Below are 22,671 nucleotides of genomic sequence, written 5' to 3'. Positions count from 1 at the left end.
TGTGCGGGTCGCCCCGACCGGGCGCGGTGCCCGTCCGGACCGGTCCGCCCCGGTGGCCTCACGCAGCCCCGGCGGCCTCGGGCTTCGTGGGCGGGGACGCCCCGGCTCCGGCCGGTTCCCCGGTCGCTTCGCCGGCCGGTTCGCGGACCGGCTCCCCGGCCGGCTTCCGGACCGGCTCCCCGGCCGGCCCCACGGCCTTTTCCGGGACCGGTTCGGTCACCGCGTCCCCGGCGGGCTCCCCGGCCGCCCGCCCGGCCGGCGCTCCGGCCGGTTCCTCCGCCGCCACCTGCGCCTGTGCCTTCGCCTTCGCCGGGGTCCCGTCCGGCAGCCCGCGCATGAGGGCCGCGTACCCGGCCCCCGCCGCCGTACCGATCACCGCGCACGTCCCCCACAGCCACGCCGCCCCGAACCGGTCGATGACGAAGCCGGACATCATCGGGGCGACGAGGGCGGCGACGGCCCAGGACATCGTGTACACGCCCTGGTAGCGCCCGCGGCCCCGCGCGGGGGAGAGGTGCACGACCAGCCCGGTCTGCGTCGGCGAGTTGACGATCTCGGCCAGCGTCCACACGCAGACCGTGAGGGCGAAGACCCCGACGGACCCGGCGAAGGCGGTGAGGCCGAAGCCGTACCCCGCCAGCAGCGAGGACGCGATCAGCAGCCGTCGCGGGTCACGGTGTTCGATGAGCCGGGTGACCGGGATCTGCAGCGCGACGATCAGGACTCCGTTGACGGCGATCACCATGCCGAAGTCGGCGGGGGTGAACCCGGCCTCGCCCATGGCCACCGGCAGCCCCACGTACGCCTGCTGGAAGATCAGCGCGATGAGGAAGGACAGCCCGACGACGCCCATGAAGCGCCCGTCGCGCACGACGGTGCCGAGCGACACCGTGTCGCCGTCCGCGTCCTCGTCCACCGCCGGGCCCCCGGCGGGCCGGGACTCGGGCAGCTTCACGAACACCAGGATCGCGCAGGCCATCGTCATGCCCGCCTCGATCAGGAACCCGGCCAGGTAGCTGTGGGCGGCGATGAAGCCCGCGGCCGTGGAGGAGACGGCGAAGCCGAGGTTGATCGCCCAGTAGTTCAGGGAGAAGGCGCGGACGCGGTCCTCGGGCCGCACGATGTCCGCCATCATCGCCTGCACGGCCGGCCGGGAGGCGTTGGAGGCCATGCCGACCACGAAGGCGACGGCCGCGATGGCGACCGGGTCCCGCACGAAGCCGAGCAGCGCGACGGACACGGCCGTCGACGCCTGCGCGGCCAGCAGCGTCGGCCGCCGCCCGAGCCGGTCGGTCATCACCCCGGCTACCAGGGACGAGATCACTCCGCCGAGCCCGTGCAGGGACGCGACGAGACCGGCGTAGGAGGCGGAGTAGCCGCGGTCCAGGGTCAGGTACAGCGCCATGAAGGTGGCGACGAAGGCGCCGAGCCGGTTGACGAGCGTGCTGGTCCACAGCCACCAGAACTCGCGGGGAAGCCCGGAGACGGTCTCCCGGGCGGCGCGTCCGAGTGTGGCCAGTGGCATCGAGTCCCCCACGAATGAAACGAATGTAAGCAGCGCAAACTGCTGGCACATGTTACGGAGAGGAGCTCGGGACGGACCACCGGATTAACAGATGCCGTCAACCGTCCGGTCGCCGGGCGGCCGGGCGGAGGGGGGAATGCGTGGATTACGCTCTGAGGCATGGCCGACGCACCGTACAAGCTGATCCTCCTCCGCCACGGCGAGAGCGAGTGGAACGAGAAGAACCTGTTCACCGGCTGGGTGGACGTCAACCTCACCCCGAAGGGCGAGAAGGAGGCGACGCGCGGCGGCGAGCTGCTCAAGGACGCCGGTCTGCTCCCCGACGTGGTCCACACCTCCCTCCAGAAGCGCGCGATCCGCACCGCGCAGCTCGCGCTGGAGGCCGCCGACCGCCTCTGGATCCCGGTCAAGCGCTCCTGGCGCCTGAACGAGCGCCACTACGGCGCCCTCCAGGGCAAGGACAAGGCCCAGACGCTCGCCGAGTTCGGCGAGGAGCAGTTCATGCTGTGGCGCCGCTCCTACGACACCCCGCCGCCCCCGCTGGACCGCGACGCCGAGTACTCCCAGTTCTCCGACCCGCGCTACGCGACCCTCCCGCCGGAGCTGCGCCCGCAGACGGAGTGCCTGAAGGACGTCGTCGTCCGCATGCTGCCGTACTGGTTCGACAGCATCGTCCCCGACCTCCTCACCGGCCGCACGGTCCTGATCGCCGCCCACGGCAACAGCCTGCGCGCCCTGGTCAAGCACCTGGACGGCATCTCCGACGCCGACATCGCCGGCCTGAACATCCCCACCGGCATCCCGCTCTCCTACGAGCTGGACGCCGACTTCAAGCCGGTCAACCCCGGCGGCACGTACCTCGACCCGGAGGCGGCCGCGGCGGCGATCGAGGCGGTCAAGAACCAGGGCAAGAAGAAGTAAGCGCCCACGATTAAGCCCCCTGCCTGCGGTTCCCGCGCAGGCAGGGGGCTTTTCGGCAGGCCGGGGCCGGCTCCGGCTCACCGGCCGTCCCGGCGGTCTTCCGGGAACGTCCGTCACCGCTCCCTCGTCTCAGACGGCCACTCTCTCCTGGCAGGAGTTCCAGAACCCGAGGAGGGCGGACGCCGTTTCGGCGGGCCGGTGGACATTGGGCGAATGTCCACCGCCCTCGATCTTGCAGCACCGGGCCCCCAGTTCACGGGCCATGCGCTCGACGCCCTCAGGCGCCCAGGTCTCGTCAGGGGTCCCCGAAACGACGAACTTGGGAATCGGAAGTTGTGCCAACCGGGGCGTCTCGTCCACTTCGTTCAGCATCTGCTCCGCAGCCGCCGACAGGTGCTCCGGCGCATTGCGCAGCCATCGTCGCTCCATGAAGAGATCCACCTCTCGAGGGGCGGGGACCTCGTCGTTCCTGACGAAGGGCCACATCTCGGCGAGTGTCATCGAGTCGATGACGGAGAGCAGCAGCCGCAGGCGTTCCTGCTGCCGGGAGGAGACGCCGGCGGGGCCGAAGTTCACGAGCGTGACGGAAGCCCAGAGGGACGGGTCCCCCTGCGTGCCGAGCACGGCCGCACGGGCGAGGAGCCCTCCGTAGGAGTGACCCACGAGATGCACGGGGCCGGCGCCGACGCCTTCGACGAGGGCGGCGAGGTCACGCGCGAGGTTGTCGCGGGAGTACGAGGGGTCCGGCGACGCAGCACCGGTCTCGTACTGGCCCCGGCCGTCCACGGCCAGGACGCGCACGCCGCCGTCGCTCAAGGTGGACAGCAGCGGAAGGAAGTCCTCCTTGCTGCCCATGAAGCCGGGAACGAGCAACGCCGTCGCCCGGGCGGGAGCGTGCCCGGCGGGCGCGACGTCGAAGGCCGCGAAGACGCCTCGCGCGGTGTCCAGGCGAACCGGACGCGCGTTGTCCGGGACCTCCAAGGTCAATAACTGACTCATGGGCCAGCATGATAGGCGCGCGCTCGACGCAGCGTCATGCAGCCGATATGGGGGTTCCGGGGGGCGGCTATGGATTTCAAGCGGTAGTTCGATCACCGGGCTGGGTTTCGGATCCCGGCCGCAGTTCCGGGACGTTCACCGCCGGGTCGTCGCGGTGCCATCCGCCGAAGCGTCCCACCGCCTTCCAGATCCTCTTTTCCCCGTTCCTGTCGGCCTGTCTGCGGGATTCCCAGGAAAGGATCTCGCGCCCGTACGTGCTGCGAGCCAGGGAATTCACATCCTCCTCGACGAGGCGCAGATGCCTCCCCAGCCTCTGGATGCCGTCGTTGCTGTCCCGCAGGTACAGATAGGCGACCAGAAGCACGAGCCCCACGACCAGGATCCGCCAGTACCCCAGATCGCTGCCGAGAGTGGCCGCGATGGCGGTTGCCGCGCCCGCGTACCCGGCCAATTGCTGTCTGGCTCCGATCCTCTGCACCACCTCGGACCGGAGGGACTCGTACTCCTTCATGCGGAGTTCGATCACCTCGGCGGCCTTGTCGTGTCCGCACGCGCACTCGCTCACCGCGCCCCCCTTTCGGCATGGATGTTTCCCTTCGGCGAACGGGCGGACACACAACGTGCGATTCCGCCGCCGGGCATCCGCCCGGCATCCGGGCGGCGGTCCCCGGGGGTGCCGTCGACTCGGGGGCGCGGTCGGCTCGGAGGCGCGGTCGGTTCGGGGACGCCGCCACCGCCCGGGAAGCCGGCCGCCGTCCGGCCGCCGTGAGGCGCTGTGACCTTCCTCGCGTCCGGGGGGTCCCGGCGTCCTCGCGCACCTCTCCGCGCCGCGCGGCGGCGGCAGCCGTGCCGGGTCCATCGGAGGAGGTCGGAGCGGTGCGAGGCGGGGTGAGCGGAGGAAACGACCTCCACCCGGGGGGCAATATCTGTGGTCGTGAAGTGAGAAATAAGTATGGCGCGCGGCGAGTATTCCCAGGCCCCCTGACCTGGCGAAGTTTCCGTCCGTGCAGGGTCGTTGGCACCGTGCTACTGTCGATCTCAGTTGCAGGTGTGGTTGCCAGAAGGTTTTTCCGTCGGGGTAATCAACACGGCGACGCGGAGTCCGCACAGGGCGGGCCCCGAGCACCGTTTTCCCTAAGGAGAAAAACATGGCTACTGGCACCGTGAAGTGGTTCAACGCGGAAAAGGGCTTCGGCTTCATCGAGCAGGACGGCGGCGGCCCCGACGTCTTCGCCCACTACTCGAACATCGCCACCTCCGGCTTCCGTGAGCTGCTGGAAGGCCAGAAGGTCTCCTTCGAGATCGCTCAGGGCCAGAAGGGCCCGACGGCCGAGAACATCGTCCCCGCCTAATCATCGGCGCTGACGCATACTTCGCAGCTGGGGTCCGCACCTTGGGGTGCGGGCCCCGGCTCGCTGCATTTTCCAGGGCTCCCGGCGAAGCCCTCCACCTCGTCGAACGGTGACGTTCTCCCGTCACTTGGGCCGGCTCGGCCTGCCCCCATCAATCTTCGGCTCGTTCTCGCGATTCTCTGCGCCGCTCATGTGCTGCGGGAATTCCTTGCTACGTGCCGTGACAAGGAAGGTTCCGCATGAATCGCGCTCGTACGCCGCGCACATCCGACCGTTTCGGAGGTGCCGACGCCAAGCGCTCCGGCTTCTCCCGCCGTTCCCAGGGCGGCCGTCCCCGGAACGGCCGCTCCCAGGGCGCCGGCGGCCGGCCGGCCGTGCAGGGTGAGTTCGCCCTGCCCGAGACGATCACGCCCGCGCTGCCCGCCGTCGAGGCGTTCGCCGACCTGGACATGCCGGCTCCGATCCTGGCCGCGCTCGGGCGCCAGGGCGTGACCGAGCCGTTCCCGATTCAGGCGGCGACCCTGCCGAACTCCCTGGCCGGACGGGACGTCCTCGGCCGCGGCCGCACCGGTTCCGGCAAGACGCTCGCCTTCGGCCTCGCCGTACTGGCCCGCACGGCGGGACAGCGCGCCGAGCCGCGGCAGCCGCTCGCCCTCGTCCTCGTCCCCACCCGCGAGCTCGCCCAGCAGGTCACCGACGCGCTCACCCCGTACGCCCGTGCCGTGGGCCTGCGCCTGGCCACCGTGGTCGGCGGCATGTCGATCGGCAGGCAGGCCGGTGCGCTGCGCGCCGGCGCCGAGGTGGTCGTCGCGACGCCCGGACGGCTCAAGGACCTCATAGACCGCGGCGACTGCCGGCTGGACGCCGTCGGCATCACCGTCCTCGACGAGGCCGACCAGATGACCGACATGGGCTTCATGCCGCAGGTCACCGCCCTGCTCGACCAGGTGCGCCCCAACGGGCAGCGCATGCTCTTCTCGGCGACCCTGGACCGCAACGTCGACCGGCTCGTGCGCCGCTACCTGCACGACCCGGTGGTCCACTCCGTCGACCCCTCGGCGGGCGCGGTCACCACGATGGAGCACCACGTCCTCCACGTGCACGACGCGGACAAGCAGCGCACGACCACCGAGATCGCGGCCCGGGACGGCCGGGTGATCATGTTCCTGGACACCAAGCACGCGGTGGACCGGCTGACCAAGCACCTGCTGAACAGCGGCGTTCGCGCCGCGGCCCTGCACGGCGGCAAGTCCCAGCCCCAGCGCACCCGTACCCTCACCCAGTTCAAGAGCGGACAGGTGACGGTCCTGGTGGCGACCAACGTCGCGGCGCGCGGCATCCACGTCGACAACCTCGACCTGGTCGTCAACGTCGACCCGCCCACCGACCACAAGGACTACCTCCACCGCGGCGGCCGTACCGCCCGCGCGGGGGAGTCCGGCAGCGTCGTCACCCTGGTCACCCCCGACCAGCGCCGTGCCATGACCCGGCTGATGGCCTCGGCCGGCATCACCCCGCAGGTCACCCCGGTGCGTTCGGGCGAGGCGGAACTGAGCCGGATCACCGGGGCCCAGGCGCCCTCCGGTGTACCGGTCGTCATCGCCGCGCCGGCCGTGGAACGCCCCCGACGCACCGCGTCCTCCTCGTCCAGGGGCCGCCGCGGCCGCACCGGCCGGGGCGGCCGGACCGCCGAGCAGTCGGGACGCGGCAGGGCGCAGCGGCAGTCCGCCTTCGACCCGGCCGCGTAGGGCCTCGCCCCCCTCTCCTTCCCCGTCGTCCCCGTCTCCCCCTGTCTCTCCTGTCTTCCCTGTGAGGCAACATGCGCTGTGTCATCGCCCGCTACCCGTTCGAACTGACCAAGAGCGGGGTGCTGGCCTCGATGGAGGGCGTCAAGCCCGAGCCCATCACGGGTGAGTCCGTGACCATCGGCCGCCGCCGCTACCCCGCCAAGCAGGTGGGCGCGGTCGTCACCCGGCAGGACCGCCGCGACTTCTCCAGCGGCGAGGTCGTCCGGGCCATGGCCCGGCTCGGCTTCACCTGCCACCCCCACCCCGACGCCGCACCCGCGAGCGCGCCCACGTCGCTGCAGACCGCGTCGGCCCTGCTCGGCGGCGACGGTGCCGCCGCGGGCGGTGCCGCGAGCGGCGACACCGCCGGGAACGTCGCCGGGAGCGCCGACGGGAACGTCGTCGAGGGTGACGCCGGGGACACCGTTCCCGGGGACGAGCGGAACGGATAGGCGCGAAGAAGCCGCCGCAGCAGCACAACCCAGTGACGAGGGCCCTGCCGACACATGTCGGCAGGGCCCTCGTCGCGTTCACCGCCCTTCATCGCGCCCCCGCGTCCCGGCCCACGCGGGGACGCGGGCAGGGCGCACCCACGGACGGGAGGAAACCTCCACCTCCGGCTCCTCAAAATCTACTCTTGCGAGAGTAGACATCAGTTTCTGGTGTGGTTAAGATTTTTGCCGTAGAGAAGGTCAAGTGAGACCCGGCAGACATGAACTGCCGGGTAAGAACTCGCGAAGGATGGAGGAGCAGACGCCAGGAGAAGGCCGGCACAGCGGTGGCAGAGCCGGCCGATGGTGTTCAATTCCCTTCGGGGCCCTGGTGCCGGACGGCACCAGGGCCCCTCGACGCGTTGCACGACACGAGGTGACATGACAGCTGATAGTCCGCTCAGCGATCGTCTGGACGACGACGACTACCCCGCCTACACGATCGGCCGGGCCGCCGAGATGCTCGGCACCACCCCGGGCTTCCTGCGCGCCATCGGCGAGGCCCGTCTGATCACACCGCTCCGCTCCGAGGGCGGACACCGCCGGTACTCCCGCTATCAGCTGCGGATCGCCGCCCGGGCCCGCGAACTCGTCGACAAGGGAACGCCGATCGATGCGGCCTGCCGCATCGTCATCCTCGAGGACCAGCTGGAGGAGGCCCAGCGCATCAACGCCGAGTACCGCCGGGCCGCCGCCGAGGGCTCCGGCCCCGCCTCCGGCTGACCGGCGCGTCCGGGAACCGACCGGCGCCCGCGCGGGACGCCGGGCGAGGACACGGCCGCCGCGCCGCGGGCCCTCGCCCCGGCCGAACGCGGACGGCCGGCGCGGACGGGATCGGCTCGGACGGCCGGTTCAGACGGTCAACGGCACCTCGTGGACCTCGTCGGCCCGGTGCCCCGCGCGTTCGTGGACGCGCTGGACCGCCGTGGCGGAGGGGGCTTCGGAGAGGCAGTAGACCGTTCCCGACTCCGGGTCCGCCCACGCCCGCTCGAAGTGGACGCCCTCGTCCTTCTCGATGGCCAGGTCGGCCTGGTGCGCCTCGCGCAGCTGGTCGGCGGTGATGCCCTGCATTCCGTGGTGGACATCCATGAAGTGGGCCATGACGTACCTCCTGGTCTCTCCCTCCATGCTGCGCCCGCACGCCGCCCCGGGCGAGTGCACCGGACGCGGCCCACGGGCCCCGGGACGCGGCGAAGGGCCCCGGCACTCGCGCCGGGGCCCTTCGAGGACGGACGTACGGGGACGGCGTACCGTCAGCCGCACTGGCAGGGGCTGCCCGACTGGCAGCCGCAGCCGCAGCCGGAGCCGCAGCCGCAGGCGGCTATCAGGGGCAGGTTCCCGACCTCGGCGGGCTGCTCGGACGGGCGTTCCCGGGTCGGGTCGGGCGTCGTGCTGGGGGATTCGGCCATGGGTCCCTCCTCAAGGCTGGTGCCTGCCGCCCATTGCACGCCCGCGAGGACGGTCGCATCAACGGCGCACTGTGGCTCGTGCGCGCTCCGGCCGGATGCCGAGCGCTTCCCCCCGGCCCTCGATCAGGCCCCCTCGCTCCCCGGCACCGGCTGGATCTCCGGCTGGATGTCCGCCTGCAGTTCGTCCGCGTGCTCGCCGGTCACCAGGTACACCACCCGCTTGGCGACCGAGACCGCGTGGTCGGCGAACCGCTCGTAGTAGCGGCCGAGCAGCGTCACGTCCACGGCCGTCTCGATGCCGTGCTTCCAGCGGTCGTCCATCAGGTGCTGGAAGAGCGTGCGGTGCAGCAGGTCCATCGCGTCGTCGTCCTGCTCCAGCTGGAGCGCCAGGTCGACGTCCTTGGTGATGATCACCTCGGCGGCCTTCGCCATCAGGCGCTGCGCGAGCTGGCCCATCTCCAGGATGGTGGCGTGCAGGTCGTGCGGGACCGCGCGCTCGGGGTAGCGCAGCCGGGCCAGCTTCGCCACGTGCTGGGCGAGGTCGCCGGAGCGCTCCAGGTCGGCCGACATGCGCAGCGAGGTGACGACGATCCGCAGGTCGGTCGCCACCGGCTGCTGCCGGGCCAGCAGGGCTATCGCCCGCGCCTCCAGGTCGTGGTGGAGCTGGTCGACCTTGGCGTCGGCCTCGATCACGTTCTCCGCCAGCTTCAGGTCGGAGTCGAGGATGGCGGTCGTGGCGCGTCCGATCGCCGACCCGACCAGCCGGGCCATCTCCACCAGACCGTCACCGATCGAGTCCAGTTCCTCGTGGTACGCGTCCCGCATCAGGGTTCCTCTCGTACGTCATGCGTCGTGCAAGTGCGTCGTGCGTGCACGTACTCCGTGCGTCCGTACGTCGTGCACGTACGTCGTCCCAAGAGGGCCTCGCGGCCCTCGCTTCACCCCCACGTTTCCACGTTCCGGCCCGCACGCGTCCGTTTCCGGCATCCGGAATGAACCATCCCTGGCCCCCAGGTGAACTCTGGGCGACGAGTGTCCGAGCTCGCACTCCGATGGCTGTGGGCGGGACCTCCCCCGTGCCTAACCTGGTGGCATGGACGTGAACGCGGCGGTCGCCGCAGCGGCAGCGATCGCCGGAGTGCTCACCGGCGTCATCGCCATGCTGGCGTTCCGGTGGAGCGAGCGCGACCAGAAGCGGCCCACCCGCACCTCCCTGCACACCGATCCGGTGCTCCCGCCCGGCGTGGACACCGTGCTGTCGGTGCTCCGCTCCTCCGCCGTCGTCCTGGACGAGGAGGACGCCGTGGTCAAGGCCAGCTCGGCGGCGTACGCCCTCGGCCTGGTCCGCGGCGGCAAGCTGGCCGTCGAGCCCATGCTCCAGATGGCCCGCGACACCCGGCGGGACGGGGAGATACGGCAGGTCGAGCTGGACCTGCCCAGGCGGGGGACCGGACGCGGCGACGCCCTGGCGGTGTCCGCCCGCGTGGCCCCGCTCGGCTCGCGCCTGGTGCTGCTGCTCGTCGAGGACCTCACCGAGGCCCGCCGGATCGAGGCGGTGCGGCGCGACTTCGTCGCCAACGTCAGCCATGAGCTGAAGACTCCGGTCGGCGCGCTCTCCCTGCTCTCCGAGGCCGTCATGGACGCCTGCGACGACCCCGAGGCCGTGCGGCGCTTCGCCGGGCGGATGCAGATGGAGGCGACCCGGCTGACCAACCTGGTGCAGGAACTCATCGACCTCTCCCGGGTGCAGAACGACGACCCGCTGGAGGACGCCGAGCCGGTCCGGGTGGAGGAACTGGTCGCCGAGGCCATCGACCGCTGCCGGCAGGCGGCCGGCACCAAGCAGATCACGATGGCCACGAACGTGGGAGTGCCCGAAGGGCTCGACCAGGAGGACGGCGGGCGCCGGGTGGGCGGCACGGCCGACCTGCACGTCTGGGGCAACCGCGGCCAGCTCGCCGCCGCCCTCGGCAACCTCGTCGAGAACGCCGTCAACTACTCGCCCGCCCGCACCCGCGTCGGCATCGCCGCCCGCAGGGTGGCGGCCCCCGGCGGCGACATGATCGAGATCGCGGTGACCGACCAGGGCATCGGCATCTCCGACAAGGACAAGGAGCGCATCTTCGAGCGCTTCTACCGCGTCGACCCGGCCCGGTCCCGGGCCACCGGAGGCACCGGCCTCGGACTCGCGATCGTCAAGCACGTGGCCGCCTCGCACGGCGGGGAGGTCACGGTGTGGAGCGCCGAAGGCCAGGGCTCCACCTTCACCCTGCGGCTGCCGGAGGCGGGCCGGTCCCGCGACCGGGCCCGGCCGCACTCCGCCCGCGCCGGTGGCGCGGCCGGGCGGTCCACCCCCTCATCGCCCCCCCACACCTCTCCATCCCCGTACGCAACGCTTCCCGCTCCGGAGGTCCTTCCGTGACCCGTGTGCTCGTCGTCGAGGACGAGGAGTCCTTCTCCGACGCCCTGTCGTACATGCTCCGCAAGGAGGGCTTCGAGGTCGCCGTCGCGGCCACCGGCCCCGACGGGCTCGACGAGTTCGAGCGCAACGGCGCCGACCTCGTCCTCCTCGACCTGATGCTGCCCGGCCTGCCGGGCACGGAGGTGTGCCGCCAGCTGCGCGGCCGCTCCAACGTCCCCGTGATCATGGTGACCGCCAAGGACAGCGAGATCGACAAGGTGGTCGGCCTGGAGATAGGGGCGGACGACTACGTCACCAAGCCGTTCTCCTCGCGCGAGCTGGTCGCCCGCATCCGGGCGGTGCTGCGCCGCCGCGGCGAGCCGGAGGAGGCCGCCCCGGCCGCGCTGGAGGCCGGCCCGGTCCGCATGGACGTCGACCGGCACGTGGTGACCGTCGGCGGCACCAAGATCGACCTGCCGCTCAAGGAGTTCGACCTGCTGGAGATGCTGCTGCGCAACGCCGGCCGCGTCCTGACCCGCATGCAGCTCATCGACCGGGTCTGGGGTGCCGACTACGTCGGCGACACCAAGACCCTCGACGTCCACGTCAAGCGTCTGCGCGCCAAGATCGAGCCGGACCCGGGCGCGCCGCGGTACCTGGTGACGGTCCGCGGCCTCGGCTACAAGTTCGAGCCGTAGGCCGTAGCGGCGGGAGCCGCACACGCGCAAGGGCGGGACCTCCCCGGAGGCCCCGCCCTTGCGCGTACGGCGGTCAGTGACCGGCCGCCGCCTCGTGCGACTCCGTCGCACCGGCCGACGCGCTCGCGGAGGCCGCGTCGCTCGGGGCCGCCGAGTCGGCGGGCGCGGGCGCGCTGCCGCTCGGGTCGGCCGAGGCGCCGTGCGACGGCTCCTGCGAAGCACCCGCGGAGGCGCTCGCCGAGGCGCCCGGCGCGGCCGGGGCGCCGCTCGGGCCCCACACGGAGAAGTAGCCCGCGGCGGGGACGACGAAGGCGCGCAGGGACACGTCGCCGGTCTCGCTGAAGGCGAAGGTGACCTTGTGGGCGTCACCGTCCTGAACGGTCGCGCGGCCGTCGGGCAGGAGGGCGGAGACGTGGTCCTCGCCGCCGATGATCAGCGAACCGCCGGCCGGGACGATCACGTCCTTCTGGCCCTTGGCGGGCTTGAGCTCGACGGGCTCGGGGGCGCCCTCGACGGTGATGGACTCCAGCTTCTGGTCGGTGTCGCCGATGTTGAACACGGTGGCGGAGACCGCGGCCGGACCCGTCGACTCCTGGTCGGGCTGCGTGAGGACGATCGCGTTCTGGACCTTGATGTCACCGACGGTCGTCGCCGCGTTGTCCGGCCTGATCTGCAAGGACTGGGCGTTGTTGCCGGCGCCGCACGCGGCGAGCGGGAGGATCGAGAACGCGATGGCGGCGGCGGCGAGGGCGCCGCGTCGAAGGCTGCTGCTCACGGCGGCGGCAACTCCTTGACTCGAATGAGGCGGCGGCCACGTGACAAAGCCGCCCTAAGTGACTGTCAGCGGCCTTAGGTTACCGAGCCGTTCCCGGGCCGCCGCACCCGACCCTCCCCCGGGGGCCCGGCTTCGCCCGGCGAGCGGTAGCCGGGCGGTGGCTCGGGCGTCCCAAGAGGTTACGGGTGACGCGGGAGTCACATTCGCCACGCAGTTGTCCGCCATTCACATAAGTGGCTCGGGGATACCCGGCCGGATAGCGCCCCGATACCCCCGATAGTCGCGATAGGAGTGTCGTGCGTGCCCGTCGGTACGCAAATCTTCCGTGAAGGAATGCGTCCCCGGCCGAGAAATTGATCACCAGCCGGACACCCCCGGGGCTCGGTGATCAATTCCCGGATTCGTTCGGAAGCGTGCTCCGGGTACCGAACGGAGTAGCGGAAGTCGAGCATCTGAGACCGGACATATGGGGTATTTCGGCCGATCGGGCGGGTCGTCGTGGTGGTGCGGCACGCGCGTTTCGTCCGCCCCGAAGAGCCGCTCCGACCTGCGAATACCTCCTTCCGGCACCCGGTCGAAGCACGTTCCTGTCGCTGTTGTCAAGCCCCGAGATATGCCCTGACCTGCGAAAACGCCATTCAGAAGACGCCGTATCCGTGTTACCCTGGATAGCCACGGAAGGGGTACCTGTCACATGACGTTCAAGGTTGGCGACACCGTGGTCTATCCCCATCACGGGGCCGCGCTGATCGAGGCCATCGAAACTCGCCAGATCAAAGGCGTGGACAAGACCTACTTGGTGCTGAAGGTCGCCCAGGGTGACCTGACGGTACGTGTGCCAGCGGACAATGCGGAGTTCGTCGGCGTGCGTGATGTGGTCGGTCAGGACGGACTGGACCGGGTCTTCGAGGTGCTGCGCGCGCCGTACGCCGAGGAGCCCACGAACTGGTCGCGCCGCTACAAGGCGAATCTGGAGAAGCTCGCCTCCGGCGACGTCATCAAGGTCGCGGAAGTCGTGCGCGACCTGTGGCGCCGTGAGCGCGAGCGCGGACTCTCCGCCGGAGAGAAGCGCATGCTCGCCAAGGCCCGCCAGATCCTGGTGAGCGAGCTCGCCCTCGCGGAGAACACGAACGAGGACAAGGCCGAAGCCCTGCTCGACGAGGTTCTCGCCTCCTGATCCGAGGCGGAACCCGCCGGTTCAGCACACGAAATGCCGCGGTGCCCGATGACGCCTTCGCTGTCGCCGGGCGCTGCGGCATGTTCGTACCCCCGGTGTCCGCGCCCCGGAGGCGTCCGTACGCTCGTTCTCCGGGCAAGCCTGCGCCCCGGGCGTGTCGGCTCGACCAGTGTCACGGAAGGGGCTGGTCGACGCGGAGGCACCCGGCACCTCCCCGCACGGTGGCGGGGTCGCACGCCCAGGCCATACCCAGGTAGGCCGAGCACACAAACCTGACAGGAACCGATGTCTGACGATTCGCGTCCCTCACCGGGCACGGCGCCGACCGCCGCCGTGATCCCGGCCGCCGGCCGGGGCGTACGCCTCGGTCCGGGCGCCCCGAAAGCGCTCCGCGCGCTGGGCGGAACCCCCATGCTCATCCACGCGGTCCGCGCGATGGCCGCCTCCCGCGCCGTCTCCCTGGTCGTCGTCGTGGCCCCGCCCGACGGCGCCGCCGAGGTCAGGAGCCTGCTGGACGCGCACGCGCTGCCGGAGAGGACCGACTTCCTCGTGGTGCCCGGCGGCGCGACCCGTCAGGAGTCCGTGAAGCTCGGCCTCGACGCGCTGCCGCCCGCGTACGAGATCGTCCTCGTGCACGACGCGGCCCGCCCGCTGGTGCCGGTCGACACCGTCGACGCCGTCATCGAGGCGGTCCGCGACGGCGCCCCCGCCGTCGTCCCGGCGCTGCCGCTGGCCGACACCGTCAAGCAGGTCGAGCCCGCCGCCGCGCCGGGTAAGCCGGAGCCGGTGGTGGCGACGCCGGAACGCTCCCGGCTGCGCGCGGTGCAGACCCCCCAGGGCTTCGAAAGGGCCACGCTGGTGCGCGCCCACGAGACGGTGACCGGCGCGGTCACCGACGACGCCGGCATGGTCGAGCAGCTCGGCGTGACGGTCGTGGCGGTCCCCGGCCACGAGGAGGCCTTCAAGATCACCCGCCCCCTGGACCTCGTCCTCGCCGAGGCGGTCCTGGCCCGCAGGAGGCTCAATGATGGCTTCTGAGACGCCCGCGGCGCGGACGTTCCCGGCGGAGCCGCTCCCGCCCCTGCCCCAGGTGGGCATCGGCACCGACATCCACGCCTTCGAGGAAGGCCGCGAGCTGTGGTGCGCGGGCCTGAAGTGGGAGGGCGAGGGGCCCGGCCTGGCCGGGCACTCCGACGCGGACGTCGTCGCGCACGCCGCCTGCAACGCGCTGTTCTCCGCCGCCGGGCTCGGTGACCTCGGGCAGCACTTCGGCACCGGGCGCCCCGAGTGGTCCGGCGCGTCGGGCGTGACCCTGCTGACGGAGGCCGCGCGGATCGTGCGCGAGGCCGGTTTCCGGATCGGCAACATCGCCGTCCAGGTCGTCGGGCCCCGTCCGAAGATCGGCAAGCGGCGGGACGAGGCGCAGAAGCTCCTCTCCGAGGCCGCCGGGGCGCCGGTGTCCGTCTCCGGGGCGACCACCGACGGCCTCGGCTTCCCCGGCCGCGACGAGGGCCTGATGGCGGTGGCGACGGCCCTCGTGGTCCGGACGGCCCGTTGACCGGACGGCCGGACGGCCGGACGACTGGATGGCCGTATGACCGAGTGGCCGGACGACCGGTGAGCCGGCACGCGCGGAGGCACCCGGATCCGGGCTCGGACCCGGGGCCGGCCCCGGGGCCCGTCCAAGAGGTGCCCCCGGGCCGGCCGCACCGTCCGGCCCGCCCGCCGACCGGCGGCCTCGAGTGGCGAGCGGGCGGCGAGCGGGCGGCGTCCGGCGACGGCACAGGGCAGGGGCCGGGGCCCGCGTGATCCCCCGGACCTCACGAATACGCCGTCCCGGTGCGGAAGGACGCAAGGCACTGCCCGGCGCCCACTACCCTGGACACGTGACTATTCGCCTGTACGACACCAGCGCCCGGCAGATCCGTGACTTCACCCCCCTCAAGCCCGGGTGTGTCTCGATCTACCTGTGTGGCGCCACCGTGCAGGCACCCCCGCACATCGGGCACATCCGGTCGGGGCTGAACTTCGACATCATGCGCCGCTGGTTCACCCACCGCGGCTACGACGTCACGTTCGTCCGCAACGTCACCGACATCGACGACAAGATCATCAAGAAGGCGGCGGAGCAGGACCGCCCCTGGTGGGCCATCGGCTACGCCAACGAGCGCGCGTTCGGCGACGCCTACACCGCCCTCGGCTGCCTGCCCCCCACCTACGAGCCCCGCGCCACCGGCCACGTCCCCGAGATGGTCGAGATGATGCGCGCGCTCATCGAGCGCGGGCACGCCTACGAGGCCGACGGCAGCGTCTACTTCGACGTCCGCTCCTGGCCCGCGTACCTGGAGCTGTCCAAGCAGGACCTCGACGAGATGCGGCAGCCCGCCGAGGAGGGCATCACCGGCAAGCGGGACCCGCGCGACTTCGCCATGTGGAAGGCGGCCAAGCCCGGCGAGCCCGACTGGGAGACGCCCTGGGGCCGCGGCCGTCCCGGCTGGCACCTGGAGTGCTCGGCCATGGCCCACAAGTACCTCGGCTCCGCCTTCGACATCCACGGCGGCGGACTCGACCTGGTCTTCCCGCACCACGAGAACGAGATCGCCCAGGCCAAGGCGTTCGGCGACGACTTCGCCCGGTACTGGGTGCACAACGCCTGGGTTACCATGAGCGGCGAGAAGATGTCGAAGTCGCTCGGCAACTCGGTGCTGGTCTCCGAGATGGTCAGGCAGTGGCGCCCCATCGTGCTGCGCTACTACCTGGGCACCCCGCACTACCGCTCCACGATCGAGTACAGCGAGGAGGCGCTGCGCGAGGCCGACGCGGCGTTCGCGCGGATCGAGGGCTTCGTGCAGCGCGTGGTGGAGCTCGCCGGCAAACCCGTCGAGCCCGCCGCCGACGTGCCGACCGCCTTCGCCGACGCCATGGACGACGACCTCGGCGTGCCGCAGGCGCTCGCCGTCGTCCACACCACCGTCCGGCAGGGCAACAGCGCGCTGGCCGCCGACGACAAGGAGGCCGCCATCGCCCGCCTCGCCGAGGTGCGGGCCATGCTCGGCGTCCTCGGCCTCGACCCGCTCGACGAGCAGTGGGCCGGGGGGTCCGACCGCGGCGAGGACCTCCACGGTGTCGTCGACACCCTGGTCCGCATGGTGCTCGACCAGCGCGAGGCCGCCCGCGCCCGCAAGGACTGGGCCACCGCGGACGCCCTGCGCGACCAGCTCAACGCCTCCGGCCTCGTCATCGAGGACAGCCCCCAGGGGCCGCGCTGGAGCCTCGGTTCACGCTGACCCGGCCGGAGTCCGACCGTGCCGCCCGGCCCCCCGGGCGGCACACTGCACAAGACGCATAAAACGCACAAGACGCACGTACGACCACTTCACGGAGACGGGTAACTCATGGCCGCGAACAACCGCCGCATGTCCGGCAAGAAGGGCGCGCAGGTCGGCAGCGGCGGCAAGCGGCGCCGGGGCCTGGAGGGCAAGGGACCGACGCCCCCCGCCGAGATGCGCAAGGGACACGCGAAGCAGCGCGCCGCCCAGGCGAAGGCCCGCCGCGCCCAGGGCCGCGCGCAGGGCAGGCGCGGCGGCGGACGGTCGGCCTCCGAGCTGGTCGTCGGCCGCAACCCCGTCGTCGAGGCGCTGCGCGAGGGCGTGCCCGCCTCCACCCTCTACGTCCAGCAGTTCATCGACAACGACGAGCGGGTGCGCGAGGCGCTCCAGCTCGTCGCCGAGCGCGGCAACCTCAACCTGATGGAGGCACCGCGCCCCGAGCTGGACCGCATGACCAACGGACTCAACCACCAGGGCCTGGTCCTCCAGGTCCCGCCCTACGAGTACGCGCACCCCGAGGATCTCCTCGACGCCGCCGCCGACGAGGGCGAGGACCCGCTGATCGTCGCCCTCGACGGGGTGACCGACCCGCGCAACCTCGGTGCCGTCGTCCGGTCCGCCTCCGCCTTCGGCGGCCACGGCGTCGTCGTGCCCGAGCGGCGCGCGGCCGGCATGACCGCCGGTGCCTGGAAGACGTCCGCCGGCACGGCCGCCCGTACGCCCGTCGCCCGCGCCACCAACCTGACGCGCGCCCTGGAGGCGTACAAGAAGGCCGGGATCACGGTGGTCGGACTCGCCGCCGACGGGGAGGTCGAACTGGGCGAGCTGGACGCCCTGGCCGGGCCCGTCGCCATCGTCGTCGGCAGCGAGGGCAAGGGCCTGTCCCGGCTGGTCGGCGAGACGTGCGACCTGCGCGTACGGATCCCGATGCCGGGCGGCGCCGAGTCGCTCAACGCCGGTGTCGCGGCGGGCATCGTCCTGTACGAGGCGGCGCGCAGGCGCTCCTGAGGCCAGGGCGGGGGGACGGGCGTGGTGAGCCCCGCGGGCGACGGCCCGCGGGGGGCCGCGAACGGATGTGCCGTGTTGTCACCCGTACGGGGTGTTCCGGATCCGTCCGGACCGGTTTGACGCGGTCCGGACAGATCTGGCGGGTCAAAGCAGTGTCCTAACGACACGTCACTCGGTTAGATGAGTGTGGACACCAGAACACCCCGCACACCCACGGGGGACCGCTCGTCGGGAATCGACGACGCTCCCGCGCTGAGCATGGTGAAGGTGCCGAGCGATCCGGCGCAGGTCATCGTCAATCACGCGAGCTTCCGCGTCGAGCTGGGCGCCTCGGCGCGGCGCACCCGATCCCCCCGGGTCGCTCGGCACGTCAGCGCCACCCAGGACACCGCCCGCATCCCCGCCGCCCAGTACGCGGCCGGCCCCGCCCGCCGGCGGCCCGTCGTGTGGAGCGGCCACACCGAACCGGACGACACCGGTGCCCACCGCCTGCTCCAGGCCGTGCGGGCCGGCGTCGGCCACCACGTCGTGCAACCCGTCGCGGACGCCGGGGCCACCCAGGTCATCCCCCGCGTCGGCCTCGGCCCCGACGACCACCGCGACGAGCTCACCACCCAGACCCTCCCCACCCCCGTCGTCGGCGCCCCGCGCACGCCCGGCCCCGAGGGCACCCGGCTGCTGCCCGCCATGCGCAGTGCCGGCAGCGCCTACGACGAACCCGCCCACCCCCGCGACGGGTTCGACGACACCGACGCCCTCGACACCCTCGGCGGCCCGGCCGGAGCCGGTCCCTCCGGCAGGCGCCACGGCGACGATCCGGCACGGCACGCCTACTACCCCGGCCGCCGCATGAACCTGGGCGTCGTCCTGCTGCCGCTGCGGGTCTTCCTCGGCTTCATCTCCATCTACGCCGGCATGGGCAAGCTCTGCGACCCCGTCTACTTCGACGGCGGCGAACGGGGCTCCATGGTGAAGTGGCTCAACACCCTGCACCCCTGGGAAGTGGCCGAGCCGCTGCGCCAGTTCGCCCTCGCCCACCCCGTCGGGTCCGGCCTCGTCATCGCCTTCCTCCAGGTCATCGTCGGCGTCCTGACGGTGCTGGGCTGCTGGCAGCGCGTCGCCGCCGGCATCGGCGCCGCGCTGTCCGCCGCGCTGCTGGTCACCGTCAGCTGGAAGAGCGTCCCCGCCTACGACGCGCCCGACATCATCTACCTCGCCGCCTGGTCCCCGCTGATCATCGCCGGCGCCCCCGTCTACTCCGTCGACGGCCGCCTCGCCGGCAGCGCCTGGCGCCGCCTCGGCCCCCGCGCCCCCCTGTGGGACCTGCGCCGCTTCGTCCTGCGTCGTGGCGCCCTGGTCACCTTCGTCGTCACCGGTCTCACCCTCCTCGTCGGCTCGCTGCTCGGCGGCGCCGTCCGCGACGCCGACCGTGTCGTCGTCCCCGGCCCCGGCGAGGCCCCGCGCAACGAACAGCCCGGGTCCCCGCTCCCCGTGGAGCCCGGCGACCGGAAGACGGACGAGACCCCTGAGGCCTCCACCTCGCCCACCCAGGGCGCCACGTCCGGCACGACCGCCCCGGCCGACGGCTCCGGTTCCACGCCCGACGCCACGCGCGACGCCGGCACCACCACCGGTGGATCGCCCAGCCAGACCCAGGGCAGCATCGGGCAGGTCCCGCCCCAGCAGTCCTCCCCGGCCGGCCGGGCCCCCAGCACCAGCTCGGGCCCCGCCAGCGGCGGTACCCCCACCGGGGGCGACGCCGGCAGCGGCCCGACCGGTGGTAGCGGCAGCGGCAGCGGCAGTGGCGGCGTCAGCGACAGCGGCACCGACAGCGGCGGCGGAGGATCGTCCTCCTCCGGGCGGTCCGGGCTCGTCGGCGGTCTGCTCGGCTGACCCGCCCGGCAACGCCTGCCGCGTACGGGAACGGGGCCCCGCACATCACGTGTGCGGGGCCCCGTTCCCGTACACGGCAGGCGGGCCGTGCCCCTCGTACGCGGCGGGGCGGGCGGACGCGTTGCCGTACGGGGTGGGCGGGCGCTCTCAGCGGCCCAGCGCCGTCAGTTCCCTCGCCGCTTCCGTCAGGTCCTTCGCGGTGTCGATCGCCCGCCAGTAGGAACCCTGCGGGATCGGGAAACCGGCCAGCCGGCGCTCACGCGCCAGCCGCGGGAACGTGGACCGCTCGTGGTCGCCCCGCTCCGGCAGCATCGCGGCGAACTCGGGGGAGAAGACGTACACGCCCGCGTTGATCTCGAAGGTCGACGGCGGCGCCTCGATGAAGTCGGTGATGTGCCCGAAGCCGTCCGTCTTCACCGCACCCCACGGAAGGCGCGGGCGGGCCAGGGCGAGCGTCGCGACGGCGTCCCGACCGGTGTGGAAGTCCGCCATGTCACGCAGTGAGAACCGGGTCCAGATGTCGCCGTTGGTGGCGTACCAGGGCCGGTCCGGATGGGGAAGGTGCGCGGCGGCGTACTTCAGGCCGCCGCCGCGGCCGAGCGGTTCCGACTCGACGACGGTGGTCACGGAGAGGGGCAGGTCCGCGCTCTCCAGCCACTTCTGCAGAACCTCGGCGAGGTGGCCGCAGGAGACCACCACGTCCGTCACGCCCTCCTCGGCGAGCCAGGAGAGCTGATGGCCGATGATCGGGGTTCCCGTGCCGGGGATCTCGACCATCGGCTTGGGCCGGTCGTCGGTGTAGGGACGCAACCGGGAACCCTGGCCGCCGGCCAGGACGACGGCTTGCACGGGACGGGACGCAGCGCTCGGATCGGTCATGACCCGCACTGTACGTGGCGCCCCGCCCCGTCCGGCCGGCCCGGTGCCGGCCGTCGCGTCAGCCGTGCGCGGCCAGGACCCCCGAGGCGAAGGAGGTGTCGCAGACGGGGCGGGAGTACGACTGGGCGCGTGTCGGGCCGTACACCCGCACCGCGGCGCGGCCGAGGGAGCGGGCGATCGAAGCGCAGTGCCTCGCCAGCGAGGGACGCTCGTCGACGGCCTGCTGGAGGTGGGTGAGGGCGACGCCCGGGTCCTCCTCCCGCAACTCGGTCAGCAGCCGGTCGTGCAGCACCTCGTGCGGTGCGCGGACGACGCGCGAGGAGGCCTTCGACGCGGAGGCGTCCGACGCGGTGAGCACCGGACTCGAGGAACCCCCCGACCAGTTGACCCGGGTGACCGCGAGGGTCCCGGAGAGCACCAGGACGACGGGCAGGACGAGGGCGAGGGAGCGGCCGATCCGGCGGGCGGGGCCCCGGCCGCGACGCGTCTGTGGGGTGGTGGAGTGCTTCACGCGTGTGAGGGTAGCGGCTGGTAATGATTTGGCGACATTTAGTCACCCTTTCGGGGGGTGGGGAAGGGCCCGGAAGTGGGTAGGGCGTTGACGCACACCGCTCGAAACGTCCGGTGTGCCGGGGTATTTGTCGACAGCGGAAAGGGCCCCGCAGGAGGCTGCGGGGCCCTTTCCGTGGATTTCCGTCGGTCCGGGGCGTCACCCCTGGTCGAGCGGGTGTCGCGGGCTCAGTCGGAGAGACGCTCACCGGTGGACGTGGAGAACACGTGGGTCTCGCCGGAGCGCGGCACGACGTGCAGCCGGCTGCCCTTCTCCGGCACCTCGCGGCCGCCCACGCGGACCACCAGGTCCTTGGACTCGCCACCGAGCCGCGCGGTGCCGTAGACGTACGCGTCCGAGCCCAGTTCCTCGACGACGTTGACGGTGACCTCGACACCGAGGTCGGAGTCGGGACCGGCCACGTCGAAGTGCTCGGGGCGGATGCCGACGGTGACCGTCTTGTCGGTCGTGGAGGACAGCGCGTCACGCTGCACCGGCACCACCGAGTTGCCGAACCTCACACCGCCGTCGGTGATCGGGACCTCGACCAGGTTCATCGCCGGGGAGCCGATGAAGCCGGCGACGAACAGGTTCGCGGGCCGGTCGTACATGTTCCGCGGGGTGTCGACCTGCTGGAGCAGACCGTCCTTGAGGACCGCCACGCGGTCACCCATGGTCAGCGCCTCCACCTGGTCGTGGGTGACGTAGACGGTGGTGATGCCCAGGCGGCGCTGGAGCGAGGCGATCTGCGTACGCGTCGACACGCGCAGCTTGGCGTCCAGGTTCGACAGCGGCTCGTCCATGAGGAAGACCTGCGGCTCGCGCACGATCGCACGGCCCATCGCCACACGCTGACGCTGACCGCCGGAGAGCGCCTTCGGCTTGCGGTCCAGGTACTGCGTCAGGTCGAGGATCTTCGCCGCCTCCTCGACCTTCTGCCGGATCTCCGCCTTGTTGACACCCGCGATCTTCAGGGCGAAGCCCATGTTGTCCGCGACCGTCATGTGCGGGTACAGGGCGTAGTTCTGGAACACCATGGCGATGTCCCGGTCCTTGGGCGGAAGGTGCGTGACGTCGCGCTCGCCGATGCGGATGGCACCGCCGTTCACGTCCTCCAGACCCGCGAGCATGCGCAGGGAGGTGGACTTGCCGCAGCCCGACGGGCCGACCAGGACGAGGAACTCGCCGTCCGCGATCTCGATGTCGAGGGCGTCGACGGCGGGCTTGTCGGAACCCGGGTAGATCCGGGTCGCCTTGTCGAACGTGACAGTGGCCATGGTGATGGGCCCCCTTCTACCGGCAGGAACGTGCCGGACGATCCGTTGTAGGAAGGCGGTGCCACGACGGACCCCGTGGCGGAGTCCGTGTGTGGTGTCCGTTTGTGGTGTGGTCCACACGGGTGAACTGGAGCGAGACGGTACCCGGCGTTCACTTGGTCTGTCAGTACCTGCGGGCATGTGAACTTCACCGAAATTTT

At 72.0% G+C, this 22,671-nt stretch carries 22 protein-coding genes and 1 pseudogene; 13 read left to right on the top strand and 10 right to left on the bottom strand.

Annotated features, from left to right (window positions below; all coding sequences use genetic code 11):
• Positions 1-58: 58 nt before the first annotated feature.
• Complete coding sequence (locus tag ACSU6Z_RS13415) at positions 59-1,525, bottom strand: MDR family MFS transporter (protein ID WP_437045580.1); 1,467 nt, start codon at positions 1,523-1,525, stop codon at positions 59-61.
• Positions 1,526-1,684: 159 nt separating this feature from the next.
• Here ACSU6Z_RS13415 and ACSU6Z_RS13410 point away from each other — a divergent pair, with 159 nt between their 5' ends.
• A complete protein-coding gene (locus ACSU6Z_RS13410; protein ID WP_358779700.1) occupies positions 1,685-2,446 on the top strand; it encodes a phosphoglyceromutase in 762 nt (253 codons plus the stop codon).
• A gap of 129 nt (positions 2,447-2,575) precedes the next feature.
• Here the strand turns inward: ACSU6Z_RS13410 and ACSU6Z_RS13405 are convergent, their stop codons facing one another.
• Positions 2,576-3,445: an alpha/beta fold hydrolase gene (locus ACSU6Z_RS13405; RefSeq protein ID WP_437045578.1), complete on the bottom strand. Its 870-nt coding sequence runs from the start codon at positions 3,443-3,445 to the stop codon at positions 2,576-2,578.
• Between the two features lie 76 nt (positions 3,446-3,521).
• Positions 3,522-4,010 (bottom strand): hypothetical protein, encoded by a 489-nt coding sequence (locus ACSU6Z_RS13400; RefSeq protein WP_437045577.1) that lies wholly within the window; start codon positions 4,008-4,010, stop codon positions 3,522-3,524.
• A 583-nt stretch (positions 4,011-4,593) separates the two neighbouring features.
• Between ACSU6Z_RS13400 and ACSU6Z_RS13395 the strand changes: the two genes are divergently transcribed.
• The 4 genes and pseudogenes from ACSU6Z_RS13395 (at position 4,594) to ACSU6Z_RS13380 (ending at position 7,798) form a co-directional block, all read left to right on the top strand.
• Positions 4,594-4,797 carry a cold-shock protein gene (locus ACSU6Z_RS13395; RefSeq protein WP_437018410.1) on the top strand — a complete coding sequence of 68 codons (204 nt, stop codon included), beginning with the start codon at positions 4,594-4,596 and terminating at the stop codon, positions 4,795-4,797.
• Between the two features lie 239 nt (positions 4,798-5,036).
• Positions 5,037-6,545 (top strand): DEAD/DEAH box helicase, encoded by a 1,509-nt coding sequence (locus ACSU6Z_RS13390; RefSeq protein WP_437045575.1) that lies wholly within the window; start codon positions 5,037-5,039, stop codon positions 6,543-6,545.
• Between the two features lie 71 nt (positions 6,546-6,616).
• Positions 6,617-6,910 (top strand): annotated as a pseudogene (locus ACSU6Z_RS13385) (SCO5918 family protein); the annotation flags it as partial.
• A gap of 546 nt (positions 6,911-7,456) precedes the next feature.
• Entirely contained in the window at positions 7,457-7,798 is a 342-nt protein-coding gene (locus tag ACSU6Z_RS13380) for a MerR family transcriptional regulator (protein ID WP_437045573.1), read from the top strand.
• 129 nt (positions 7,799-7,927) lie between these two features.
• Here the strand turns inward: ACSU6Z_RS13380 and ACSU6Z_RS13375 are convergent, their stop codons facing one another.
• From ACSU6Z_RS13375 to phoU, 3 genes are all read right to left on the bottom strand, one after another.
• Entirely contained in the window at positions 7,928-8,176 is a 249-nt protein-coding gene (locus ACSU6Z_RS13375; RefSeq protein WP_437045572.1) for an SCO4226 family nickel-binding protein, read from the bottom strand.
• Positions 8,177-8,328: 152 nt separating this feature from the next.
• The gene (locus ACSU6Z_RS13370; protein ID WP_437045570.1) at positions 8,329-8,484 is read right to left on the bottom strand and encodes a hypothetical protein; all 156 of its coding nucleotides are present in this window, start codon (positions 8,482-8,484) and stop codon (positions 8,329-8,331) included.
• 123 nt (positions 8,485-8,607) lie between these two features.
• Complete coding sequence (gene phoU, locus ACSU6Z_RS13365) at positions 8,608-9,309, bottom strand: phosphate signaling complex protein PhoU (RefSeq protein WP_437045568.1); 702 nt, start codon at positions 9,307-9,309, stop codon at positions 8,608-8,610.
• A gap of 268 nt (positions 9,310-9,577) precedes the next feature.
• On the opposite strand from phoU, the gene ACSU6Z_RS13360 reads away from it, so the two are divergent.
• Both ACSU6Z_RS13360 and ACSU6Z_RS13355 read left to right on the top strand, forming a co-directional pair.
• A complete protein-coding gene (locus ACSU6Z_RS13360) occupies positions 9,578-10,906 on the top strand; it encodes a sensor histidine kinase (protein ID WP_437045567.1) in 1,329 nt (442 codons plus the stop codon).
• A complete protein-coding gene (locus ACSU6Z_RS13355; protein WP_437018423.1) occupies positions 10,903-11,583 on the top strand; it encodes a response regulator in 681 nt (226 codons plus the stop codon). The genes ACSU6Z_RS13360 and ACSU6Z_RS13355 overlap by 4 nt, the downstream gene beginning before the upstream one ends.
• A 73-nt stretch (positions 11,584-11,656) precedes the next feature.
• Here the strand turns inward: ACSU6Z_RS13355 and ACSU6Z_RS13350 are convergent, their stop codons facing one another.
• Complete coding sequence (locus ACSU6Z_RS13350; protein WP_437045565.1) at positions 11,657-12,358, bottom strand: DUF461 domain-containing protein; 702 nt, start codon at positions 12,356-12,358, stop codon at positions 11,657-11,659.
• Positions 12,359-13,052: 694 nt separating this feature from the next.
• Between ACSU6Z_RS13350 and ACSU6Z_RS13345 the strand changes: the two genes are divergently transcribed.
• From ACSU6Z_RS13345 to ACSU6Z_RS13320, 6 genes are all read left to right on the top strand, one after another.
• Positions 13,053-13,535, top strand: a complete 483-nt coding sequence (locus ACSU6Z_RS13345) for a CarD family transcriptional regulator (RefSeq protein WP_003953493.1) — start codon at positions 13,053-13,055, stop codon at positions 13,533-13,535.
• A gap of 285 nt (positions 13,536-13,820) precedes the next feature.
• Positions 13,821-14,573, top strand: a complete 753-nt coding sequence (ispD, locus tag ACSU6Z_RS13340; protein WP_437045563.1) for a 2-C-methyl-D-erythritol 4-phosphate cytidylyltransferase — start codon at positions 13,821-13,823, stop codon at positions 14,571-14,573.
• Positions 14,563-15,093 (top strand): 2-C-methyl-D-erythritol 2,4-cyclodiphosphate synthase, encoded by a 531-nt coding sequence (gene ispF, locus ACSU6Z_RS13335; RefSeq protein WP_437045561.1) that lies wholly within the window; start codon positions 14,563-14,565, stop codon positions 15,091-15,093. Before ispD ends, ispF begins: the two co-directional genes overlap by 11 nt.
• Positions 15,094-15,421: 328 nt before the next feature.
• Positions 15,422-16,822 (top strand): cysteine--tRNA ligase, encoded by a 1,401-nt coding sequence (gene cysS, locus ACSU6Z_RS13330; protein WP_437045559.1) that lies wholly within the window; start codon positions 15,422-15,424, stop codon positions 16,820-16,822.
• 108 nt (positions 16,823-16,930) lie between these two features.
• The gene (rlmB, locus tag ACSU6Z_RS13325; protein ID WP_437045557.1) at positions 16,931-17,872 is read left to right on the top strand and encodes a 23S rRNA (guanosine(2251)-2'-O)-methyltransferase RlmB; all 942 of its coding nucleotides are present in this window, start codon (positions 16,931-16,933) and stop codon (positions 17,870-17,872) included.
• Positions 17,873-18,052: 180 nt separating this feature from the next.
• Positions 18,053-19,765, top strand: a complete 1,713-nt coding sequence (locus ACSU6Z_RS13320; RefSeq protein WP_437045556.1) for a DoxX family membrane protein — start codon at positions 18,053-18,055, stop codon at positions 19,763-19,765.
• A 147-nt stretch (positions 19,766-19,912) separates the two neighbouring features.
• Here the strand turns inward: ACSU6Z_RS13320 and ACSU6Z_RS13315 are convergent, their stop codons facing one another.
• The 3 genes from ACSU6Z_RS13315 to ACSU6Z_RS13305 all read right to left on the bottom strand — a co-directional run bounded on the left by ACSU6Z_RS13315 (position 19,913) and on the right by ACSU6Z_RS13305 (position 22,471).
• On the bottom strand, positions 19,913-20,644 hold the full coding sequence (locus tag ACSU6Z_RS13315) for a nucleotidyltransferase family protein (RefSeq protein WP_437045554.1): 732 nt from the start codon (positions 20,642-20,644) through the stop codon (positions 19,913-19,915).
• A gap of 58 nt (positions 20,645-20,702) precedes the next feature.
• On the bottom strand, positions 20,703-21,155 hold the full coding sequence (locus ACSU6Z_RS13310) for a hypothetical protein (protein WP_437045552.1): 453 nt from the start codon (positions 21,153-21,155) through the stop codon (positions 20,703-20,705).
• 227 nt (positions 21,156-21,382) lie between these two features.
• Positions 21,383-22,471, bottom strand: a complete 1,089-nt coding sequence (locus ACSU6Z_RS13305; protein ID WP_437045550.1) for an ABC transporter ATP-binding protein — start codon at positions 22,469-22,471, stop codon at positions 21,383-21,385.
• Positions 22,472-22,671: the final 200 nt, after the last annotated feature.

The organism is Streptomyces sp. enrichment culture (assembly GCF_964273145.1).
Classification (GTDB): Bacteria; Actinomycetota; Actinomycetes; order Streptomycetales; family Streptomycetaceae; genus Streptomyces.
The sequence above is the reverse complement of the archived record's forward strand: the minus strand, read 5'-3'. Positions and strand labels throughout refer to the sequence as shown.

Bases quoted from the DNA above. Each gene is read 5' to 3' on its own strand.
- ACSU6Z_RS13380 (WP_437045573.1), top strand. From the start codon at position 7,457: ATGACAGCTGATAGTCCGCTCAGCGATCGTCTGGACGACGACGACTAC.
- ACSU6Z_RS13395 (WP_437018410.1), top strand. From the start codon at position 4,594: ATGGCTACTGGCACCGTGAAGTGGTTCAACGCGGAAAAGGGCTTCGGC.
- phoU (WP_437045568.1), bottom strand. From the start codon at position 9,309: ATGCGGGACGCGTACCACGAGGAACTGGACTCGATCGGTGACGGTCTG.
- ACSU6Z_RS13390 (WP_437045575.1), top strand. From the start codon at position 5,037: ATGAATCGCGCTCGTACGCCGCGCACATCCGACCGTTTCGGAGGTGCC.
- ACSU6Z_RS13320 (WP_437045556.1), top strand. From the start codon at position 18,053: ATGAGTGTGGACACCAGAACACCCCGCACACCCACGGGGGACCGCTCG.
- ispF (WP_437045561.1), top strand. From the start codon at position 14,563: ATGGCTTCTGAGACGCCCGCGGCGCGGACGTTCCCGGCGGAGCCGCTC.
- ACSU6Z_RS13405 (WP_437045578.1), bottom strand. From the start codon at position 3,445: ATGAGTCAGTTATTGACCTTGGAGGTCCCGGACAACGCGCGTCCGGTT.
- ispD (WP_437045563.1), top strand. From the start codon at position 13,821: ATGTCTGACGATTCGCGTCCCTCACCGGGCACGGCGCCGACCGCCGCC.
- rlmB (WP_437045557.1), top strand. From the start codon at position 16,931: ATGGCCGCGAACAACCGCCGCATGTCCGGCAAGAAGGGCGCGCAGGTC.
- ACSU6Z_RS13345 (WP_003953493.1), top strand. From the start codon at position 13,053: ATGACGTTCAAGGTTGGCGACACCGTGGTCTATCCCCATCACGGGGCC.
- ACSU6Z_RS13375 (WP_437045572.1), bottom strand. From the start codon at position 8,176: ATGGCCCACTTCATGGATGTCCACCACGGAATGCAGGGCATCACCGCC.
- ACSU6Z_RS13315 (WP_437045554.1), bottom strand. From the start codon at position 20,644: ATGACCGATCCGAGCGCTGCGTCCCGTCCCGTGCAAGCCGTCGTCCTG.
- ACSU6Z_RS13360 (WP_437045567.1), top strand. From the start codon at position 9,578: ATGGACGTGAACGCGGCGGTCGCCGCAGCGGCAGCGATCGCCGGAGTG.
- ACSU6Z_RS13415 (WP_437045580.1), bottom strand. From the start codon at position 1,525: ATGCCACTGGCCACACTCGGACGCGCCGCCCGGGAGACCGTCTCCGGG.
- ACSU6Z_RS13370 (WP_437045570.1), bottom strand. From the start codon at position 8,484: ATGGCCGAATCCCCCAGCACGACGCCCGACCCGACCCGGGAACGCCCG.
- ACSU6Z_RS13305 (WP_437045550.1), bottom strand. From the start codon at position 22,471: ATGGCCACTGTCACGTTCGACAAGGCGACCCGGATCTACCCGGGTTCC.
- ACSU6Z_RS13410 (WP_358779700.1), top strand. From the start codon at position 1,685: ATGGCCGACGCACCGTACAAGCTGATCCTCCTCCGCCACGGCGAGAGC.